This window comes from Stieleria tagensis (genome assembly GCF_024129865.1).
GTDB classification, from domain to species: domain Bacteria; phylum Planctomycetota; class Planctomycetia; order Pirellulales; family Pirellulaceae; genus Stieleria; species Stieleria tagensis.
This window is the reverse complement of the sequence record NZ_JAMYFE010000139.1, coordinates 1-19,554: the sequence shown is the minus strand read 5'-3', so window position 1 is coordinate 19,554 and position 19,554 is coordinate 1. Positions and strand designations below refer to the sequence as shown.

The 19,554-nt window shown below is 57.8% G+C and carries 11 protein-coding genes; 1 reads left to right on the top strand and 10 read right to left on the bottom strand.

Translation table 11 applies throughout. From position 1 onward, the window contains the following. Nucleotides 1–114: 114 nt before the first annotated feature. From NHH03_RS26305 to nusA, 5 genes are all read right to left on the bottom strand, one after another. Complete coding sequence (locus NHH03_RS26305) at nucleotides 115–861, bottom strand: YebC/PmpR family DNA-binding transcriptional regulator (RefSeq protein ID WP_253161333.1); 747 nt, start codon at nucleotides 859–861, stop codon at nucleotides 115–117. A gap of 12 nt (nucleotides 862–873) precedes the next feature. Further along, nucleotides 874–1,962, bottom strand: a complete 1,089-nt coding sequence (locus NHH03_RS26300) for a hypothetical protein (RefSeq protein ID WP_253161332.1) — start codon at nucleotides 1,960–1,962, stop codon at nucleotides 874–876. A 110-nt stretch (nucleotides 1,963–2,072) separates the two neighbouring features. Further along, nucleotides 2,073–2,489, bottom strand: coding sequence for a 30S ribosome-binding factor RbfA (rbfA, locus tag NHH03_RS26295; protein ID WP_253161331.1), 417 nt, complete (start codon nucleotides 2,487–2,489; stop codon nucleotides 2,073–2,075). Between the two features lie 84 nt (nucleotides 2,490–2,573). Beyond that, nucleotides 2,574–5,528, bottom strand: a complete 2,955-nt coding sequence (gene infB, locus NHH03_RS26290; RefSeq protein ID WP_390895637.1) for a translation initiation factor IF-2 — start codon at nucleotides 5,526–5,528, stop codon at nucleotides 2,574–2,576. A gap of 381 nt (nucleotides 5,529–5,909) precedes the next feature. Then, complete coding sequence (gene nusA / locus NHH03_RS26285) at nucleotides 5,910–7,403, bottom strand: transcription termination factor NusA (RefSeq protein ID WP_253161329.1); 1,494 nt, start codon at nucleotides 7,401–7,403, stop codon at nucleotides 5,910–5,912. Between the two features lie 1,027 nt (nucleotides 7,404–8,430). Between nusA and NHH03_RS26280 the strand changes: the two genes are divergently transcribed. Continuing rightward, nucleotides 8,431–8,904 (top strand): response regulator, encoded by a 474-nt coding sequence (locus tag NHH03_RS26280; protein ID WP_253161328.1) that lies wholly within the window; start codon nucleotides 8,431–8,433, stop codon nucleotides 8,902–8,904. Here NHH03_RS26280 and rimO read toward each other — a convergent pair. The 5 genes from rimO to NHH03_RS26255 form a co-directional block, all read right to left on the bottom strand. Then, on the bottom strand, nucleotides 8,827–10,245 hold the full coding sequence (gene rimO, locus NHH03_RS26275; RefSeq protein ID WP_253161327.1) for a 30S ribosomal protein S12 methylthiotransferase RimO: 1,419 nt from the start codon (nucleotides 10,243–10,245) through the stop codon (nucleotides 8,827–8,829). The genes NHH03_RS26280 and rimO overlap by 78 nt on opposite strands. Before the next feature lie 275 nt (nucleotides 10,246–10,520). After that, on the bottom strand, nucleotides 10,521–12,518 hold the full coding sequence (locus NHH03_RS26270; RefSeq protein ID WP_253161326.1) for a c-type cytochrome domain-containing protein: 1,998 nt from the start codon (nucleotides 12,516–12,518) through the stop codon (nucleotides 10,521–10,523). Nucleotides 12,519–12,612: 94 nt separating this feature from the next. After that, nucleotides 12,613–15,081 carry a DUF1549 and DUF1553 domain-containing protein gene (locus tag NHH03_RS26265; RefSeq protein WP_253161325.1) on the bottom strand — a complete coding sequence of 823 codons (2,469 nt, stop codon included), beginning with the start codon at nucleotides 15,079–15,081 and terminating at the stop codon, nucleotides 12,613–12,615. 121 nt (nucleotides 15,082–15,202) lie between these two features. Beyond that, nucleotides 15,203–17,650, bottom strand: a complete 2,448-nt coding sequence (locus NHH03_RS26260; protein ID WP_253161324.1) for a pre-peptidase C-terminal domain-containing protein — start codon at nucleotides 17,648–17,650, stop codon at nucleotides 15,203–15,205. Between the two features lie 134 nt (nucleotides 17,651–17,784). Beyond that, nucleotides 17,785–19,086 (bottom strand): DUF1501 domain-containing protein, encoded by a 1,302-nt coding sequence (locus NHH03_RS26255; RefSeq protein ID WP_253161323.1) that lies wholly within the window; start codon nucleotides 19,084–19,086, stop codon nucleotides 17,785–17,787. Between the last annotated feature and the right edge of the window lie 468 nt (nucleotides 19,087–19,554).

Sequence of the window (19,554 nt, the reverse complement as noted above, 5' to 3'; positions counted from 1 at the left end):
AGCGCAACTTCAAAACTGACGCGTCGGGTTACCGAAAAATCGCAACTTCAAAATGACGCGTCGGGTTGCGGTAAAATCGCAACTTCAAAAAACCGTTGCCAGGTTGCACCTGGCCTACTCGTCGCTCAACAGATCGTCGGTGATGTTTAGATTGGTACTGACGTTTTGCACGTCGTCGTGGTCGTCTAATTGCTCCAGCAGACGCATCGCTTTCTTGCCGGTATCGGCATCGACTTCGACGGTTGTCTGGGGGATCAAAGTGACTTGCTTGACTTCCGGCGTCAGTTCAGCGGTCTCAAACGCTTCGGCCAAGGTTTGGTAGTCGTCGGGCGAGCAGGTGACTTGCAGTTTTCCGTCGTCGGTCGTCTCGACGTCTTCACCACCATTTTCCAGGGCAATCTCGGTCACACGTTCTTCGTCGACGCCTTCGCCATCAAAAACGAACAGACCTTTACGATCAAAAAGGTAAGACACGCAGCCTGTCTTTCCGAGTTCGCCACCCAGCTTGGAAAAGATCAATCGCATTTCAGGAGCGGTGCGATTGCGGTTGTCGGTCAGACTTTCGCACATGATCGCGACGCCACCGGGACCGTAGCCTTCGTAAACCACTTCTTCGACACGCGCGTCGCCGGACTCACCCGTTCCCCGCTTGATGGCTCGGGCGATATTGTCTTTGGGCATGCTGACGGCTTTTGCGTCATCAATTGCTTTGCGCAATCGAAAGTTCGCATTGGGATCACCACCACCACTTTGCGCGGCCATGATGATTGCTTTGCTCAGCTTACTCCACAGCTTTCCACGGGCCGCATCCACACGACCTTTGCGGTGTTGGATATTCGCCCATTTCGAATGACCTGCCATAACCTGCTCGGATTACCTTGGTTTTCGCTTGGATAGTTTTCGGTTCGTCGACTTTTTCGTTGTTGTCGACTTGGCTGCTTCCTTGGGGGCTGCAGCGGTTTTTTTCTTCGTCGACTTTTTGCTGTCGGTGTCTGTGCTGGTGGTCGCAGCTTTCTTTTTGCTCGCGCTGGCTTTGGCGGTTTTCTTGTCCGCCGGTTTGGCCGATTCGGTTGCCGTCTTACTAGATTTCTTCACGGTCTCGGCCTGCTTGGCGGACACAGCAGCCGGCTGAGATTTGGATTTGGAGGCGCCCTTCTTAGACGGCTTGGCGACTTTGCCTTGTTTGGCGGCGATCGCTTGTTCTTCGGCTTCCGCCTCGGCAACCGCTTTTTCTTCTTTGCGTCGTTTCTTAACCCGCCGGATCGCAGCTTTCTTACTGGCTTCCCATTCGTCGTAGCGATCCGAGGATCCCTTGGCGACGGCGTCCAACATCGTGCGGACTTTTTTGTCGTTGTGGTCCAGCAGCAAATCCACACCGGCTTGGTGCAACAGTGCGGCGAACTCGGTGCCTTTGTTTTTAGGAATGGCGCGTTCGAGTCCGGGGATTTTGCCCGTGTTGGCTTCGGTTTGGTTCGCGATCTCGGTCGCCAGCATGATCACCATGCCGGCATAGTCGACGGGGATTGAATGACCGCCGAGTCCATGTTGGACGGTGTAGGACAGGACGAACGGAGTCATCGGCGGCATCGCTTCGAATTTTGCGACGGCTTTGCCGAGGTTTTCCTTTTTCAAGTGGTCCAGGTCGAACGCATAGAATTCCTCGAACACCGCCTGCAGGATTTCTTTCAATCGACGCGCCGTTTTGGCCGGTTCGGGCATTCCCGAAAGCACCTGCGTCAATTCCGTCACGGTCGTCACACGGACTTCGTTCCAGTCATAGAATTCCTGCTCGCACTTGGCCAACCCTTCATCGGCCAGATCATAGGGCGCGTCTTGCAACAAGCACGCGTACAGAAGGTGCTCCAACAGCGGACGAGAGGGTTGCGATGGCGGAAGCGAGTACTTCTTTTTCAGCTCGGTATGCAGCTTGGTGATTAGCTTGGCTCGGTTGCTTGCAGCCATCGTTATTGTGGTTCGGGGAAAGTGATTCGGCCGGATCGGCGACAGGAAAGCATGGGTTCCCTCGCAGTCTTATCCGCCTGATTGATGTTGGTAGGTCTTTGGCGAAAGAATCAGGAATTTTCTGCTGCGTTGTCCGCTGGCAGTGAATCGTCGTCGTCCACCGGCGGGGGATCGTCGGGGGTCTCCGAATCGCCCTGCTTTTCACGCCGTATCTTGCCCAGCAAGTCTCCGACAATCGCCGCGTTCTCCATTCCACGATTGAGCTCGAACTGCAACCGTGGCGTGTAGCGCGTGTCGATCCGATCGGCGATTCGAGACTGCAGGAAACCCGATGAGTTCTGCAGACCACGCAGGGAGAGTTGCTTTTGCGCCTCGTCTCCCATCACGCTGATCGACACGGTGGCTTCGCGCATGTCCGGCGTGACTTCGACACTGATCACAGTGACGTCTTTGACACGTGGATCACGGATTTCGGTCAGGATCGCCGACGCGACAACCTCACGGATTGCCTCGGCGGCTTTTAACATTCGACGACTGGTCACAGTTTGCCTAGCAAGAAGTGGAACCTAAAAACGGGACAGAGAGAGGGGGGCAGAGAGTTGCAGTCACGCTCAATCGAGCGTTCGGGCGACTTCCTCGATTCGGTATGCTTCCAAAACATCATCCTGTTTGATGTCGTTGAAGCCTTGCAAACGAATCCCGCACTCCATTCCACGAGGCACTTCTTTGACGTCTTCTTTGATCCGGCGAAGCGAATCCAGTCCGTAGTCACCGATGGTGCGACCATCGCGGTTGACGCGAATTCGGCAACCTCGCTTGATCGATCCCTGGGCGACATAACAACCGGCGATGGTACCGACACGGCTGATCGAAAAGACCTGTTTCACCAACGCGCGGCCAAGTTCGACGACGCGTTCTTCGGGTTTCAATCGGCCTTCGACCATCGCTCGGATGTCGTCGGTCAACTTGTAGATCACGTCATAGCGGCGGATTTCGACGTTGCGTTCATCGGCCAGCGAACGTGCCTGTTCATCTGGGATCACGTTGAATCCAAGGATCACGGCGTCGGAGGCACTGGCGAGTGTCACGTCGGCCAAACTGATCCCACCGACGCTGCGTTGCAGCACGCGAATTTCGACTTCAGGGTGATCAAACTTGCTGAGTTCTTTGTCGATTGCTTCGAGTGAACCTTTGGCGTCGGCACGGATGATGACGTTCAGCTTGACCATTTCGTCGGTCTTGCCCAAACGCCCGTCCTGCAACAACTCTTGGAAATTCTCGAACGACATCTTGGTGGTGATGCCCGAGAGCGATTGACGGCTGGTGGCGTCGGCGCGGTTGCCGGCGATTTCACGAGCGTCGCTGATGTCTTCCAAGACGTGGAAGCGGTCGCCTGCACCGGGAGGCGATTCCAGGCCGATCACGCTGACCGGAGTGCTGGGCCCGGCCTCAGTCATCGGTTCGTTGGTCAACGTGTTGTGCATTGCACGGACACGACCATAGGTCGGGCCACAGACGACGATGTCACCGACGTGCAAGGTACCGTTCTGGACGACTAGTTTTGCGACGACACCACGGTCGCCTTGCTGCTCGGATTCCAAGCAGACACCCAGTGCATCGCGATTTGGGTTCGCGGTGTACTCGTTCAATTCGGCGATCGTCAGCAACGTTTCCAACAGTTCGTCCATGCCGGTGCCCTGAGTGGCACTGGTGCGAACGACTTCTACATCGCCGCCCCATTCGCTAGGCGTCAATTGGTGCTCGGTCAGTTGGGTGAGCACGCGGTTTTGGTCGACGCCTTCTAGGTCGATTTTATTGAGTGCGACGACAATCGGAACTTCGGCCGCTTTGGCGTGGCTGATCGCTTCTTCGGTTTGCGGCATGATGCCGTCATCGGCGGCGACCACCAGGACGGCGATATCGGTGACATTTGCACCGCGGGCACGCATCTCGGTGAACGCCTCGTGACCGGGAGTGTCGACGAAGGTCACACTGCGGCCGTCCTTTTCGATTTCGTAGGCACGAATGTGCTGGGTGATCCCGCCGGCTTCGCCGCTGACCACATTGATACCGATCAGGTAATCCAACAAACTCGTTTTGCCGTGATCGACGTGACCCAGGAAGGTCACGATCGGAGGCCGGGTGACCAACGATTCGGGCGCGTCGGACTGTTCCTCCAGTTCGGTGATCAACTCGTCTTCGAGCGTCTCCGATTCCTTCAACTGCAGTTCCAGATCCAATTCCGTCGCGATCATCTCGGCGGTTTCGAATTCCAGTTCGGCATTGATGTTGGCCATGATTCCCATGCCCATCATCGTTTTCAACAGTTGCGACACAGACGTCCCAGCAGCTTCGGAGAAACTCCGCACGGTGCAGGGCAGTTCGATTTGAACCGGTTCCTTCCGTGGCGCCGCCGTGTTGGTGCCTTTGTGTTGCAGCGTGCGACGTTGTCCACGATTGTCCTCGCGACCGAATCCCCGTGAAAAATCGTTGGGGCGTCGGCGTTTGGTCGATCGATCGGCGCGGGCACTGGCCATCCCGGCCAATCCTTTGCGGCGTGGTTTTTCGTCTTCCTCGCCGGCACGTTTTCCTTTTTCGGTGAATCCGGTCAGACCACCCGCGCGTTTGCCGGCTGGCTTTTTCTTTTCGACCGATTCCGCAGCCAGTTTTTCCAGCGGCGCTTTCATGCCTTGCTTGTGGCCGGCAATCAGATCGGGGCTGAGCTTGATTTCTGGCTTTTGTGCCTTCTGTTGCTCTTTCGCTTTGACCGGTGCTTCGGCCGGAGCGTCGGGCAACGACGCCATGTTCACAGCGATTCGAGGTTCGCGCCGTTTCGATTTATTGTCGCCTTTCTTGGCGTCACCGGCGGGCGCACCCGAGCCACGTTTGTCCAGCGAACGCACGCGTCCACCAGTACCGCTGCCGCGAACGGCCAACGGGCCGGCCGGGCGCGAGGCGGGCGCAGCAGGTGTTGCCGGCGTGCTGGCGGCAGGTGTGGACGCCGCGGGTTTGGCGGGTTCCGGAGCCCGTTTCGGGGGCTGCTTGACCTCGGGACTTGAGGGCGCGGTCCGTGGCGGGTTCGAAGCCGCCGAGGAACCTTTGCTAGCCGGAGTGCGACCGGACAAAGCACCACCGCGGCGGGCAGTTGGTGGCAGCCGCACATCCGGGGTTTGCGCCGGAGTCGATTCTTTTACTTCTGCAGCGGGTTGCTCGACCGGCGGCAGGGGCGCCGTCGTCGGCTTCGGAGGCTCCGGCTTTGCAGCAGGTTGCTTCTCCGCGACCGCGGGCTTGGAAGGGGTAGTCAAGTTCAATGGCTTTCGATCCGGCCGAACTTCCTGGCGAACTGCCGTGGGAGTCGTTTCTTTTGCCGCGACGGGCGCAGCGACTGGCTTTCCAGCTGGTGCTGCTTGGCCACCACTTAGATGATCGCGCACACGCTGGACTTCGTCATCGGTCAGACTGGCTAGTGCCGAGCCCTTTCCGGTGATTCCAACTTTTTTAACGAGATCAACTAGATCTTTACTGTCGAGTTTGAGTTCTTTTGCGAGCGCGTAAATGCGTGCCACTGGGTCCAAATCCTGTCAAATTGGGTGGAACGCACCGTGCCTCTCATGCCTCTCGTGCTTTCCTCACGGCGGCGTTCCAAATGTATTTCTTCGGGGTCACATAAAAAGCTCCTCCATCGGCCCTGAGGCGGTCACTCGCATCGCACACAGTGAAGTCGGCGATGCAGTCAAACGTTGCGGTGAAAGGTGAGACCGCAACGAAAGGTATCAGGGGTAGGCCGGGATGGTTTTCGTCTTTCAGTTAGTTGGCTGGTCGTTGGCGGGTTTACCGCAACGAAGGGCCGTACATGCAAAAGGATAGCGAAAAAAGGTTTCTTCGCAGAGGTCCGACCAGGGGGCAAGTGCAGATTTCACTCGACTTTTTCCTGTCGGCGACTCAATTTACTCAGGTTGGGTCTGTTGAGTCTCCGTTTGAGCCGCCGATAAACGTTGGGTTTCGTCGTCGGGGGGCACTTCGCCGCCCGATGGAGCCGAGTCCTGTGTGTTTTGGTCGCTTGATTCGCTGTCGCTGGATTCCACTTCTTCGCCGCCGGCCGCCTGTTCGGCTGTCCCGTCGGCCTGGGGTTCCGCTTCGCCCGTCTGATCGCCCGGTTCCGCAACCTGTTCGCTGCTATCGGTGGTTTCGGCTTGGGGTGCCGTTGCCATCGGCGGGGCCACTCCGGCCGCTTCGGCTTCGCGATTCAGGCGTTCTCGTTCGCGTCGCACTTGTCGTTCTTCGGCCGCGGCCTGCTCGGCTTCCTCGGCTTTGGCTTCCGCGGTTTCAACGATCAGGTCCACCTGTGCTTCGCTCAAACCGCTCATCTCCATGAACGCGTCTGGTTCGATCACGGACAGGTCGTCATAGGACAGGTAGCCTTGTTCGACCAAGGCCTGCGAGATCTCCGGGGTCATGCCTTCCAGTTGGCTGTAGGCTTCCACGGCGCGCTCGATCTGGTCTTCCAGTTCCGAGCCGGTCATGATTTCGATGTCCCAGCCGCACAGCTTGCTGGCCAGGCGGACGTTTTGGCCGCGGCGACCGATCGCCAGCGACAGTTGGTCTTCTTGAACCAGCACGATCGCGCGGCCGATCATGTCACACAGGAGAACCTGCTCGACTTCGGCCGGTTGCAACGCGTTGGGGATCAACACCTCGGGGTCTTCGCTGTAGCGCACCACGTCGATGTGCTCGCCGGCCAGTTCTTCACGTACCGCTTTGATGCGGCTGCCGCGATAGCCCACACAGACTGCGATCGGGTCGACCTGGCTGTCTTCGCTACTGACAGCCACCTTGCTGCGATAGCCGGGTTCGCGGCTGATCGAATTGACCGCGATCACACCTTCGCTGAGTTCGGGGATTTCCTGTTCGAACAACCGTTGCACCAACTGTGGTCGGGTGCGGCTGAGTACCACGCGGACGCGGTTTCCCGTCGCTTTGACCTCGAACACCACTGCGCGGACACGTTCGCCGGCGTGCAGGGTTTCACCAGGAATCTGTTCGCTGCGTGGCAGGATCGCTTCGACATTGCCGAGGTTGACCGTGGCGACGCCGCCATCGGCACGGCCGATGATTCCGGCAACGGTGTCACCGATCTGTTCGCGGTATTCCGCCATCAGCGAATCACGTTCGGCTTCGCGGACCTTTTGAATGATGACTTGTTTTGCGGTCTGAGCCCCGATGCGTCCGATCTGGTCGTCGCCCAGTGCTTCACCGTCCAACGATGCCGTGATCCGCCCGTTTTCACGGTCGAGTTGAACACTGATGTCAGCGTCTTCGCCGTACTGGCGTTTGGCAGCCGTTTGCAGCGCGGCTTCGATAGCCGAAAACACCAATTCGGTGTCGATATTCTTTTCGCGATGTAGCGAGTCGACGTAACGCAGGATGTCTTGAGGATTCATAACGAGCGTCGCGGGATGCGCTGGAAGGGCGGAATCGGACGAGGATAATAGTTCAGCAAAGTACAAAAAATAACCCGGACCTTTTGGCAGGACCGGGCAATCACGTGTACCAGTGCTGTAGAACCGTCAAGTTACTGATCGCGTCTCGGAGTGTCAACCAAGACAGGGCGGTAGAACACCGGCTGGAGGGCCGATCCGACAGTGTTTGCTTCGCAGCGGCTCGCCCAGTCGCCACCCTTAGCCCGAATGGCAACACTGGCCAGCAGGATTGCAAAAACAATGATCCAGATCGGTCGGGGGTGTTCGTTCAAGGACTGGCTCTTTGGCTGTTGAGGTGTCGGCAATTTGTGCCGGAAAACCTGTGCTGGGAATCGCTGCGCGCGGTCCCCACCCACCGGGCAGGTCAGCTGATAAGCAAACCTGATGCCAGTGGCGCCCGATTGGCAGTGAGATTGGACGTTTCGGCCGAGGTGTCTTGAAGCTTGCGGGAGGCATTGGTTTTCCTAACCTGCCGCGTCAGCGAGGGATTCCGTTGCCACAAAAAATCCCTCGCTTACCGGCTTGTTGATTTAATCTTGGAAGGTAAATCAGCGTGGGAAAAGCAAACTGACGCCCGACGCGAAAGCGCAACTTCAACGGCGCTGGTGTGGAGGATTTATCCGACTCGAGCGGGGGTTTTCTGCGAAGAACAAAGCCGGTCGGATAAATCCTCCACACCAACTTGCGACCGGCTAACTAAATCAACTGCCCGTTACGCGTCGGGTTGGGATAAAAACGCAACTTCAAAACTTCCTCGCTGATCGGCCTGGATCGTCTTGAATCGCGGCATCTAGGTGTGTTTCACCAGTTCATCGCCTGTCGCGTTTCCGCCACGTCGCGACACCTGAACCGGTTGTAGGGATCGCATTGCAACTAGGCACCCTGCAGAGTGGGGCAAAAGAGTTGAAAATCCCGTGAACAAAACGACTTTGCGAAGCACCGTCCTAGTTTTCATTAAATCATTCCACCCCCACTTTGCCGCGATCCCATGCCCAATACGCCGACCGTGCTTGTTATCGAAGACGATCCCGTCTTCCGGCGGGTGTTGCGATTTTCAATTGAGCGCTGTGGGTTGGCCGTGGAGTCGGTCACCGACGGTGAGGCGGCGTTTGCCAGGCTGATGCAAGGCGGGATCGATTTCATCGTCACGGACTACCAGATGCCTGGCTGCGACGGCGTAGCCCTTCTGCGACGACTGGACGAAACCGTCGGCTACACCCGGCCGGCCGCGATCCTCTGTACCGCCAAAGGATTGGAATTGGACGGTGTCCGATTGCGGAAAGAGTTTCGGTTGGAAGAGATCATGCACAAACCGTTCAGCCCGCGTCGCTTGGGCGACGTCATCATGGGCCATTTGAAAGCGACCGGACGCATTTGCGAACGTCTAGGCGCTCGGCGCGGCGACCAAGTCGTAGCCTTTGGACGCGACAATTTCACAGTCAACAATGTCGCCCACTGTTAGCGGTGCATCTTCATCGACCCCGCTGACGTAAACCACACCGTCGATTTCCGGGGCCTGTGATTGAGTGCGGCCGATCCACACGCCGGGTTGTTCGTCGAACACCGAATCGATGATCACCGGCTCGCTGGTACCGACTCGCGACTGGTTCCACTGGAATGCAATCTGTTGTTGCACCGCCATTAATTCGCCCATCCGCCGTTGAGCGATCTTTTCCGGGACCCGATTGGGCAATCGCGCCGCCGGCGTGTCTTCTTCGACCGAATAGGTGAAGACCCCCAAGTGCTCGAAATGTTGCTCGGCGACAAAATCGACCAGCTGTTCAAAATCGTCGTCGGTTTCGCCGGGGAATCCGGTGATCATGGTGGTCCGCATCACCAGCGATTCGATCCGTTCGCGGAGTCGGCCGACGATGTCTTCTTGAAGCGAACGCGTGGTTTTCCGAGACATGCGTTTCAGCATCGCGTCGCTGGCGTGTTGCAGCGGCATGTCAATGTAGGGCAGGATTCGTTGGGCGCCGGCAAGCGTGTCGACCAAGCGATCGTCAATGTACATCGGGTAGAAGTACATCAGGCGGATCCAATCGATCGATTCGATTTTGTCCAGTTCCGTCAACAACTCTGTCAGTCGCGGTTGGCCGTACAGGTCTTTGCCGTAATAGGTCGTGTCCTGCGCCACAATCACCACTTCGCGGACGCCGCTATCGCCCAGTCGCTTGGCTTCTTCGACAACCTGCTCGATCGGTTTGCTGTAGTGCTTGCCACGCATTTTGGGGATCGCGCAGAACGTACACAGTCGGTCACAGCCCTCGCTGATTTTTAAATAGGCGAAGTGGCGCGGCGTGACGGCGGTGCGAATCCCGTCCGAAAGCGGTCGGATCGGCGCGGGGCGGAACACCTGTTGCTGTTCTTGGACGCCGCTGCGCAAGCGGGCGGCAACATCGACGATGTCGTTGCGGCCGAAAACTCCGACCATGGCATCGATGTCGGGGCGGGCTTCCAACAATTTGCCCTGCTGACGCTCGGCCAAACAACCCGTCACGACCACGCCGCGAATCTTGCCCTGGCGTTTCAGTGCCAACATTTCGTCGATCGCGCCCAACGATTCTTCACGGGCTGAATCAATGAATCCACAGGTGTTCACAACGACAAAATCCGCCGACTCGACCGAACGGACCATCCGATAGCCGTCTTGGTCTAGCCGACCCAGCATCTGTTCGGTGTCGACCAGATTCTTGGGACAGCCCAGCGAAACGACGGCATAGCTGCCGCGGGCGTTGGAATCGTCACCGTCTGCGGCCGGTGCAAGGGTGGTTTCGGGCTGGTTGACGACAGGAAGTTGCATGCGCGGGCTGCGGGGACGGAAGCGGTTGCGAAAGCCAAAAAGTAATTGACCACACATTGGAACCGAAAGAACGCAAACGAGCAAACGAGAATTTGCGACAGGCGCGAGACGGGAGCCGTTTGTCGCCGCCACTGAGCGGTTTTTTGTGGCTGGGATCAGTCAGCCCGGTCTGGGATGTCGTCCTACCAGCCTTGCAGAGACCGATCCATAAGGGGGCGGGTCTGCGCGGGCGATGCATCAGCCGTTCAATGGCAAGCACACGGTTCCGGGGTTGTCTAGTTGATTTCGGAGAGCAAACGCTGCATCTTCGATTCGACTTGGGTTGCGACGGCAGCGATCTCGTCATGAGCCTGCTTGGCGGTGTCAGCCAAAGCTTGAGCCTCGGCGACTTTCTTTTCCAGCGGTTCGCGTGTCGTGGCCAGTTGATCGGCTTCCGCTTTTTTCGCCGCCGCGGTTTGCTGGTGGGTCTCGATCGATGCGGCGGTGGCCACCCGTTGGCGTCGCAATTTGGCGATCTCGGTCAGTTCCGCAGCCAACTTTTCTTCGGCTTCGGCCACCGCCACTAGCTTCGAGGCGTCCGATTTCAATGACACACGGAGTGCCGTCACGACGTCTTGGGTGTCGCGTGCCGCTGCGGTGGTCACCGGCATCTGCTGGTCGAGTTTCGCGGTCTGGTCGGTAGCGGCTTTGGCGGCTGCTTCACTCTCGGCGGCCTGTTGACGTAGCCCGGCGATCTTTTGATCGAGCGCCGTGAGTGGCTTTGTCGCCTCGGCAACGGCCTGCAGCGTCTTGTCCCATTGGGCCTTTGCCGGCGCCAGTTTTTGCTGCACCGAAACCAAGTTGGATTTCACTTCTTCCACCCGCTTTTCCGCCGGTGCCGGGTTGGCAGCCAACGAGACCTGTTGGTCGGGCGTGTCGACGGGGGTGTTGAAGACCTGTCCCGCCCAATTGCCGTAAACCAATCGTTTGCCATCGTGTGTGATGGCGACTTCCAGCATGTCTTCGTTGCCGTTCTGCAGCACTTTGAGCTCTTTGCCGGCGGTGTCCCACAATCGCACGCGGTCGTCGCGACCGGCGGTTGCCAGTCGGCCTTGGTGGTCGAATTGGACCGATGTCACACCACCGCCGTGGGCATTGATCGATTTGATGGTCTTGCCATCGTTCATCTCCCACAATTTGACGGTTCCATCGGCACTGGCGCTGGCCAGCACGTTGGAATCATCACGCCAGGACAGCGAGTGCACGGCGTCTTTATGGCCGACCAGATCCAAATACAGGCGGCCGGTTTCGGCCTCCCAGACGCACAGGCCGCCGGAGCGATCTCCCGAGGCGACCAACACGCCGTCGGGGCTGTAGGCGACCGCATAAATCCAGTCCGTGTGCTTTTTAATATCGAACGTCAAGTCGCCGCTGGTGGCGTCGAAAATCCGCAGCATCTTTGACGGGCCGCCCAATGCGACGCGGGTCAATGTGTTGTTGGCGTCGCTGCCGAAAACCGTGTCCAGTTCGTCACCAATCGTGGCCACACGCTCCCCAGTTTTAACGTTGAAAATCGCAACCACTCCGCGAACGGAATGTTCGCCACCGCCGACAATGAGGAACGCCCCGTCGGTGCTGAAACGCAATTCTTGGGGGATGCCTTCGGGGAACGGCAGAATGCCCAGCAATTCGGCCGTCTCGCTGTGATAGAAAACGACTTGCTGTTGGCCGGCCACTGCGATCAACGGAGCCCAGGGGCTCGCGGCGATGGCGGTGATGGCGGCGGCGCGATCGGTGGCCAGGGGCGTTTGCAGCGGCAACGTTTCAGGCATTGCGGCTGGGCCATCGGGTTTGCCACCGGTTGAAGCGACAAAGGCCAGCGCGTTTTGCTTTTTCTTTTTGACCTTGGATCCAGAGTTTTCCAACACGCCGCCTTCGATCCAAGCGCGAATGACACTTAATTTCTCGGCCGGCAGTTTATCCTGATTGGGCGGCATCACCGGTGTGTCGTCATGGTTGACCAATTGCCACAGTCGACTGCTCTCGGCATCGCCATCATCAAACACGATCTCGCCGCTACCACCGCCTTCGATCAATGATCCGAACGTGTCCAGCGCCAGGCCGCCTTTCTTGTCGCCTTGGTGGTGACAGTTGAAACAGTGCTGGCGCAAGATCGGTTTGACGTGTTCTTCGTAGGTGACTTTGGTTGGCGCATCGGCTGCGGTGGCACAGACCGAAACCGCGGACAACAGACCAAGCAAAGTGAGTCGAACAGAGGTGGATCGATCAGACATGGCGGGACGTTGGAGACGCGTGATGGGCGGGTGGGGAGGTCAGAGTAAGGTTCGGGCCGCTGCAAGTCGGAGCGGCCCGTTTAAAACAGGATGGTCAATGATTGAACACAAATTCGCGGCTGTTCAGCACGGCCCAGAAAATGTCTTCCAATGCAGCGACTTTGTTTTCAGCTTCGCCGACCGTTGCGGTCAGTTGATCAAGTTCTTGCTGAGTCGGGCTGCGGGAGAGACAGCGAACGAAGATGCGATCGATCACCTGTTGCTCGTTCAGTTTGTCGGTCTCCATCCAAGTCTTAATCTTGTTGCCGCTGCTGACTTTTTGGCTGACGCTACTGCCGTTTAACAGGTGCAAGGCTTGCGACAGCGACGGATCGGTTGACGCTTCGCAGTCACAGACGGTGGCTCGTGGGGCACGACCGAACGTGGTCAGGAAGTAGTTACTGGTTTTTCCGTCAGCGATTTGCACGGCTCGGGCGCCGATCGGCAGACCCGTGAACTTGTCCGGCGCCTCGGTGACTTGGCAAATGCAATCGAGCAGGCTTTCGGCGGGCACGCGACGTACGATCGCATGTGCGTAGTTGCGATTGTCATGCTGATTGGTTTCGTTGGTGTCGCTGCTGCGCTGATAGGCCTTGCTGTTGCAGATGTCACGAACCAGGCGGCGGAAATCGAATTCGTATTCCACCAGCTTTGCACCGAGTTCATCGAACAGTTCGGGGTTGCTAGCCGGGTTGCTGACGCGAATGTCATCGACCTGGTCCACCAAGCCGACGCCCATGTAGTGTGCCCAAACCCGGTTGGCGATCGAGGTGGCAAAGAACGGATTGTCGGGGCTGGTCAGCCACTCGGCGACGACCTCGCGGCGGTCTTTGCCTTTGGTGTCCGGCACTTCGCCGCCCAAGAATTTAGGCGGCACCGGTTTCTTGGTGACCAGATGATTGACTTCGCCGCCACCGCGGTTGTAGACGATTTGTTCGCGATAGTCTTCGGCGTTCTTGCGGCCGATCTGCGAAAAGAAGGATGCAAAACCGTAGTAGTCGTCCATCGTCCAGCGGTCGAACGGGTGGTTGTGGCACTGGGTGCACTGGGTACGGATCCCCATGAACACCTGGGCGACGTTTTCGGCAGTCTTCAGCGTGTCGCGTTCGATCTCGTAAAAGTTCGTCGCCGGCGAACTGAACGTTCCCCCGGTGCTGGTCAACAGATCGCGAACCATCTGGTCGATCGGCACGTTGCGGGCGAATTTTTCGGTCAACCAATTGGCATACAGGAATGCCGATTTGTAACTGACTTGGTTGGTGCTTTTGATCATCAGCAACTGGGCAAATTTCATCGCCCAGATCTCGCTGAACTCTTTCCGATCCAACAGGCGATCGATCAAAACCGCTCGTTTGTCTTCTGCCGGGTCGGCGACGAACGCCGTGTATTCTTCCTCGGTCGGTAGCAAACCGGTGATGTCGATCGTGACCCGGCGAATGAATTCTTCATCACTGCACAAACCGCTTGGAAGAATACGCAGTTGTTGCAGTTTCTTGCCGACCAGTTGATCGATGTAGTTTCCGCTGACCGGCGGGGCGGTGTAATGCAATTCAGTCGGCAACGCCAACACTTGGCTGCCGACGGTGTGGGTGTCGAAACGAGCCATCACGAACGCTTCGCCACGTCGACCAGCGGTGACCACACCGACATCATCGATCGCTGCGGTCCCTGAATTGTTGGATGTGAATGCAGCCAATCGCGTCACATCGCGAGTGCTTCCATCGCTGTAGCTGGCAACAGCCACAAACCGCTGCGTGGTTCCGTCGCCTTCGATGACCGCCTGCTGGGGATAAATCGCGACCGAGTCAACTGTTGGCGGTTGATTGTCGGTCGGGTCGGCTTTCGCACCGGCTTGCAACCACTCCAATACAGTGGCGTAATAATCACTGTCGGGACCAAACAGTTTGCCGCCGGTGTGTGGTACCGCGCCGATGGCTTTCCGCAGAAACAGGCTTTCGGCGGGAACGGCCAGGTTGATTCGACGAACGCCGATCTCACGCGTGATTCGCTGGTAATCGCCATCGGGATCGAACCCGAACAGACTGAGTCGGAATCCGTCTTTCCCGCGTGCAGCACCGTGACAGGACCCGGTGTTGCATCCGGATCGGGTCAGCACCGGCATCACGTCGTTGGTGAAACTAATCGGCGGTTTGGTTTGCGAGGCGGTCACGGTGATCGGCACGCGGACTTCGCTACCCAAGTACTCTGCGATCAATTCGGTTTGGCCGTCCGCCAAGGGCAACAATTGAAAGTTGTCGCGTTTGACTTTGGTGGGGTCAGCGATCTTCCAAATCACACGATCGCTGGCGTCTTCGGTGATTCCGTCCTCGCGTCGCAACACGGCGACAAAGGATTGGAAATCACGCGCCGAATTGAGTTTGATTTCCGGTGGATAGACCGCAAAATCGGGCTTTCGCGGCGGATCGGAGGGCGTGCCTGCCGATTCATCAGCAGGCGTGACAGCCGATGCCGGCAGCGCGGCGACGATCAGCAACAACAGCGAGGCGATGGAGCGAAGGATCATGTGGAGTCACAGGTTTTTAGGAATTCGCCGAATCAGGTTTCGGCGACCTGGTTGCAGTTCTGTGGGACAAAACACCGGTCCACGCTAGTTCTGGTTGCGCGGACGACCAATGGCGTCTTGCTTAATTCTTTTGTCTCAGTTGCTCCAAGCGACTGAGCGGTTTCGGCTGGGCCGGTTCTTTCGGTTTCTCAACCGGTTTGGTTTCCGCCGGCTTCGGCTGGTCGACCTTGGGCGGCAACGGTTTGTCGACACGGATTTCGCCGGTCCCGGTGGTCTGTACGATAAGTTCGTCGCCAACTTTGATGCGCGACTGGCAGACCAGCGTTTTGTGTTTGCCGACCTTTGCTTTGGCGTCGATCACCAGCGGGAATGTGACCGATTCGGAGTCCTGGTTGATTTTTTGCACGGCAGCGGGACTGGTGATTCCCGCTGGGATGCCAACCAATTCGACTTCGGCTTCGCCTTCGTATTCCCGCAACACTTCCATGGGCAGAGTCAGGTTGACCTCGGTGCCCAATTCGCCCGCGGCTTTGGGGAAATCGTACTTGAAGACCGAATCCTGGACTTCCAGCATGATCGGCGCGGTCGCCGCATTGGCCTGGCCATTGGCGGTGTTGTAATAGGCGGTGAAGATCACCGGCCAAGTACCGATGGCGGCACCGCTGTTGGCGGTGATCGGGATTTCGACTTCGGTTTTTCCCTTGTCGATCGAGCGGCTGTTGTTGATGCCGATTCCGGGCGGGTTGTACAGCGTGCGAAACGAGACCTTTTCGTCAAAGCCTTCGTTGCGGACGATTTTGACAATCAAGTTCTTGCTGCCGTTGCGCACAATCGGTGTTTTGGGCTGAATCAATTCCATGGTAAACGGAACTGCATCGGTCACGGCCATCGCTGCCCGCTCGGTGTCATAGCCCCACATTGAGCGCCGGTTTTGTCCTAGCACCATGTTGTGGTGTTGCGACAGCTTGCCAGCGATCAACGGATTCTTCTCGTCGCCGTTGGCATAGATTGAAAACAGGCTGGCGTTGTGCGTGGCGTCGGCTGTGGCTGTCAAAACCACAGGCACTTCAGGGCGCCCGGGGGGCATCGGAAAGGTTTGCGCGGTGACACCCTCCGGCAGATTCTCCAGCGACAGGTTGATTTCGCCGTTGTACCGATCACGCTGCGCGGCGACAACGATCGCGGTGCGCCCACCGATCGGGACCTCGGTGACATGAGCCTCGTCGCGTCGCAGTTCTTTCAAGGTCAGCGCGACGCCCGGCTGGGGCGTGGTGACTTCGATTCGATAGGTATAGGTCGGCCCGCCGCTGCGCAGATGGTCGTAAATGCGGACGGTGTGATTGCCATCTTCCTTGGCGTCGAATTCCAAGAAGGGGTCCACGTTGCCACGGCTATCGTCACTGGACGAGAGAGTTTTGTGGCTGGGGTCGAACACGTTCAGCACGGCGTCTAGCGGCGATCGCAAGACATTTCGCGAGAAAACTTCGACGCGGTATTTGGTTCCCTTTTTGGCGACAAATGTAAAGCAATCAAAGTCTTCCGGTTTTTCGATCACACCGCAGTAAGCCGCGGGGACCGGAACCACGGGGGCTTTGGTGCGATCGTCATTGGGTTCCTGTTCCATCGCCACGGCCAATTCGTTGACACGAATCCAGTTCGGCGAGGGCGAGATACCGTTTTCATCTTCCGTTGAAACACCCCACTGGGCGTAATTCTCACTGGGCAACTGGACCTGTGCCGGACGCTCCGATCCATCCGCCAGAATCAGTTTTGCGTCCAGCATGCTGGACGGTTGTCCGCCGGCTGGCAGCACCGCAACGGGGCGTGGATACGTGCCGACGTGCAATCGGTAGGCGCCGACATCGCTGCCCAAAAATGAACTGTCACGAACCAAAATGATGTACTTGCCATCAGCCGGTGCGGTGAATGTGCAGAATCCGTCTTGTTGCAACAAAGCCGAATCATCGCTCGAGGCGACTTCGAAACGATCCGCGTCCAAAATCGCGACGAAGGGATCCAAGATGTTTTGGTTTCGCAACGAGTGCGCAATTCGAATGCCTTCGATTTCGACATTCAAGGTTTGGCCGGCTTTCAGGTCGACTTGGTAATGATCCACGTCTTCGCGTTTGACCACGCCGTCGACCGTGCTATTGAGCGCGATCAGTTGCGGTTGAGCGAAATCACTGTTGGGCTCGGCTTCGATCACAACGGGCATCGCCCCAACACCCAGCAAACGCAGGTTCGCGATGCCGCTTTTGGTGACCAAGCGAATGGGATACAGACCCGGCGGCAAATCGGCCGCGGCACGCAATTTGACTTCGGTTTCGCTGTTGCTGACCGCTTTGACTTCTAGAATTTCGATGCCGGGAAGATCACAAACGACTTCCGAAGCGTCTTTCAGGCGTGAACCTTTCAGTTTGACGACTGTTTCTTCGCCACGGACGACGCCGCGTGGTTCCATGCTGGTCACAACCGGCAGCGTCGCGGCGGCGGGGTGCGACCAACCGACGGTCAACAACGCCAGCGACAGGAGTGAGACGATTCGCGTTGGGTGCTTGATTTGTTTCATCGTCAATTCGATAACGATCGAGGAACATGCTGGAGCCAAACGCTCGATCATTCGAGCGTTGTTTGATTGTTGCTGCCGGTGGCAAGCAACTGACCGGGTCGGCGAGTTGCTCTCGGCTGGTGCATGGATGCCGATCAAACCATCAGGGGTTGGATCAGTTTTCCGCCGTCGACGATCTCGATCGGGCGGTCACCCGGCGCCATCAGTTCTTTGTCAGCAACGATGCCGAGCAAGCGGTACATCGTCGTTGCCAAGTCCGCCGGCGATACCGGACTATCCTCGGGCTCCGCAGCGGTCGAATCCGACGCACCGTAGACCATGCCACCCTTGATTCCACCACCGGCCAGCATCACGCTGAAGACCTTGGGCCAGTGGTCGCGCCCGGCATCCGGATTGATTTTGGGAGTTCGTCCGAATTCGGTGGTGACCATGACCAACGTCTCGTCCAGCATGCCGCGTTCGCTAAGATCATCCAGCAGCGCCGACAGGGCCACGTCTAGCGACGGCATCTGGCCTTTGATTCCCGTGGTGATGTTTTGGTGCATGTCCCAGCCGCCATAGGTCAGCGTGACCAATCGCGTCCCGGCCTCGACCAACCGACGCGCCATCAACATCCGCTGCCCGGCTTGATTGCGGCCGTAGCGGTCACGCAGCTTGGCGTCTTCCTTTTCAATGTCGAACGCCTCTTTGGCCGCCGGTGTGTCCAGCAAACTGTAGGCACGCTCGTAGAAGGTGTTCATTGCGGAAACGTTGTCGGCCGCAGTGGTCGAAACGAAACTGTTATTCACCGCTTCCAACGCCGACTTGCGACGGATGAATCGCTCGGCGTCGACGCCACCGGCCAGATCCAAGTCACGGACTTTGAAACCGTTTTGTGCCGGATCGGATCCGAGCGCGAATCCGCCATAGCTGCTGGGCAGGTACCCGGTGCCGGCAAACTCGTTGGGGACATTCGGGATACAGATATACGGTGGCAAATTGTTGCGAGGTCCATATTCGTGACTGACCACCGCACCAAACGACGGGTAACGCAGCGCGGGGCTGGGTTTGTACCCGGTGAACATGTTGTGGGTGCCACGTTCGTGAGCCGCTTCACCGTGGGTCATCGAACGAATGATACTGAACTTGTCGGCCCGCTTGGCAAGCTGGGGAACCGACTCGCTGAACACTTCTCCGGTGTTCGTTTTGATCGTCCGCATCTCGCCACGATATTCCATCGGGCTGTACGGTTTGGGGTCAAACGACTCCTGCTGAGCCATCCCGCCGGGCAAGTAGATGTGAATCACACTCTTGGCTTTGGCGTCGATGAAATCATACTGCTTTTGCTCGGCAGCGGCTTCGCGCATCAGCAGTTCGGGCAATGACAGGCCAATGCCTCCGAGTGCCCCGGCGGTTAGAAATCCGCGACGGCTGAATGGGTTTCCTTCGCAACGCATCGGACGACTCCGTGAATCAGTGATGGGTGGTTCAAACAACTTGCCGGCAAAAAGTCTTGACCAATCGGTATACTTTTCGCGTCGCTCGGAACAGTCCGAGCTGGCGTCAGTCGGTTTAGGGCGGGAACAAATTCAACGGCGAGAATCTTTCGACGCGAATTTGTCGGGGGTGGGGCGTCTAGTTCAGCCAAAACAAAAAGATCGCTGTGACCTTCGGGGCTCTGTCAGAACGCAAACGTTGTTGTCGGTAGGATGAACTCGGGAAATCAGTTCAACCGGAAGATTTATTTGTTCCGGACAGTGAACGTAATTCCCCTAATCAGTCCATAGAGTAACGACCCTACCCCCGCGCGTCAAATCTTGTCCGCCATTTGGGCGGTGATTCGCCAATCCAGTCGGCCGGCACTCTCCCGAAGATTGTTCAGCTTCGCGTGCCACCGATTGGGAGAGTCGCATGCACTCAATCCC

Excerpts from the sequence above, each read along its gene's own strand:
- NHH03_RS26305 (WP_253161333.1), bottom strand. The coding sequence starts at position 861 with ATGGCAGGTCATTCGAAATGGGCGAATATCCAACACCGCAAAGGTCGT.
- NHH03_RS26300 (WP_253161332.1), bottom strand. The coding sequence starts at position 1,962 with ATGGCTGCAAGCAACCGAGCCAAGCTAATCACCAAGCTGCATACCGAG.
- rbfA (WP_253161331.1), bottom strand. The coding sequence starts at position 2,489 with ATGTTAAAAGCCGCCGAGGCAATCCGTGAGGTTGTCGCGTCGGCGATC.
- nusA (WP_253161329.1), bottom strand. The coding sequence starts at position 7,403 with ATGAATCCTCAAGACATCCTGCGTTACGTCGACTCGCTACATCGCGAA.
- NHH03_RS26280 (WP_253161328.1), top strand. The coding sequence starts at position 8,431 with ATGCCCAATACGCCGACCGTGCTTGTTATCGAAGACGATCCCGTCTTC.
- rimO (WP_253161327.1), bottom strand. The coding sequence starts at position 10,245 with ATGCAACTTCCTGTCGTCAACCAGCCCGAAACCACCCTTGCACCGGCC.
- NHH03_RS26270 (WP_253161326.1), bottom strand. The coding sequence starts at position 12,518 with ATGTCTGATCGATCCACCTCTGTTCGACTCACTTTGCTTGGTCTGTTG.
- NHH03_RS26265 (WP_253161325.1), bottom strand. The coding sequence starts at position 15,081 with ATGATCCTTCGCTCCATCGCCTCGCTGTTGTTGCTGATCGTCGCCGCG.
- NHH03_RS26260 (WP_253161324.1), bottom strand. The coding sequence starts at position 17,650 with ATGAAACAAATCAAGCACCCAACGCGAATCGTCTCACTCCTGTCGCTG.
- NHH03_RS26255 (WP_253161323.1), bottom strand. The coding sequence starts at position 19,086 with ATGCGTTGCGAAGGAAACCCATTCAGCCGTCGCGGATTTCTAACCGCC.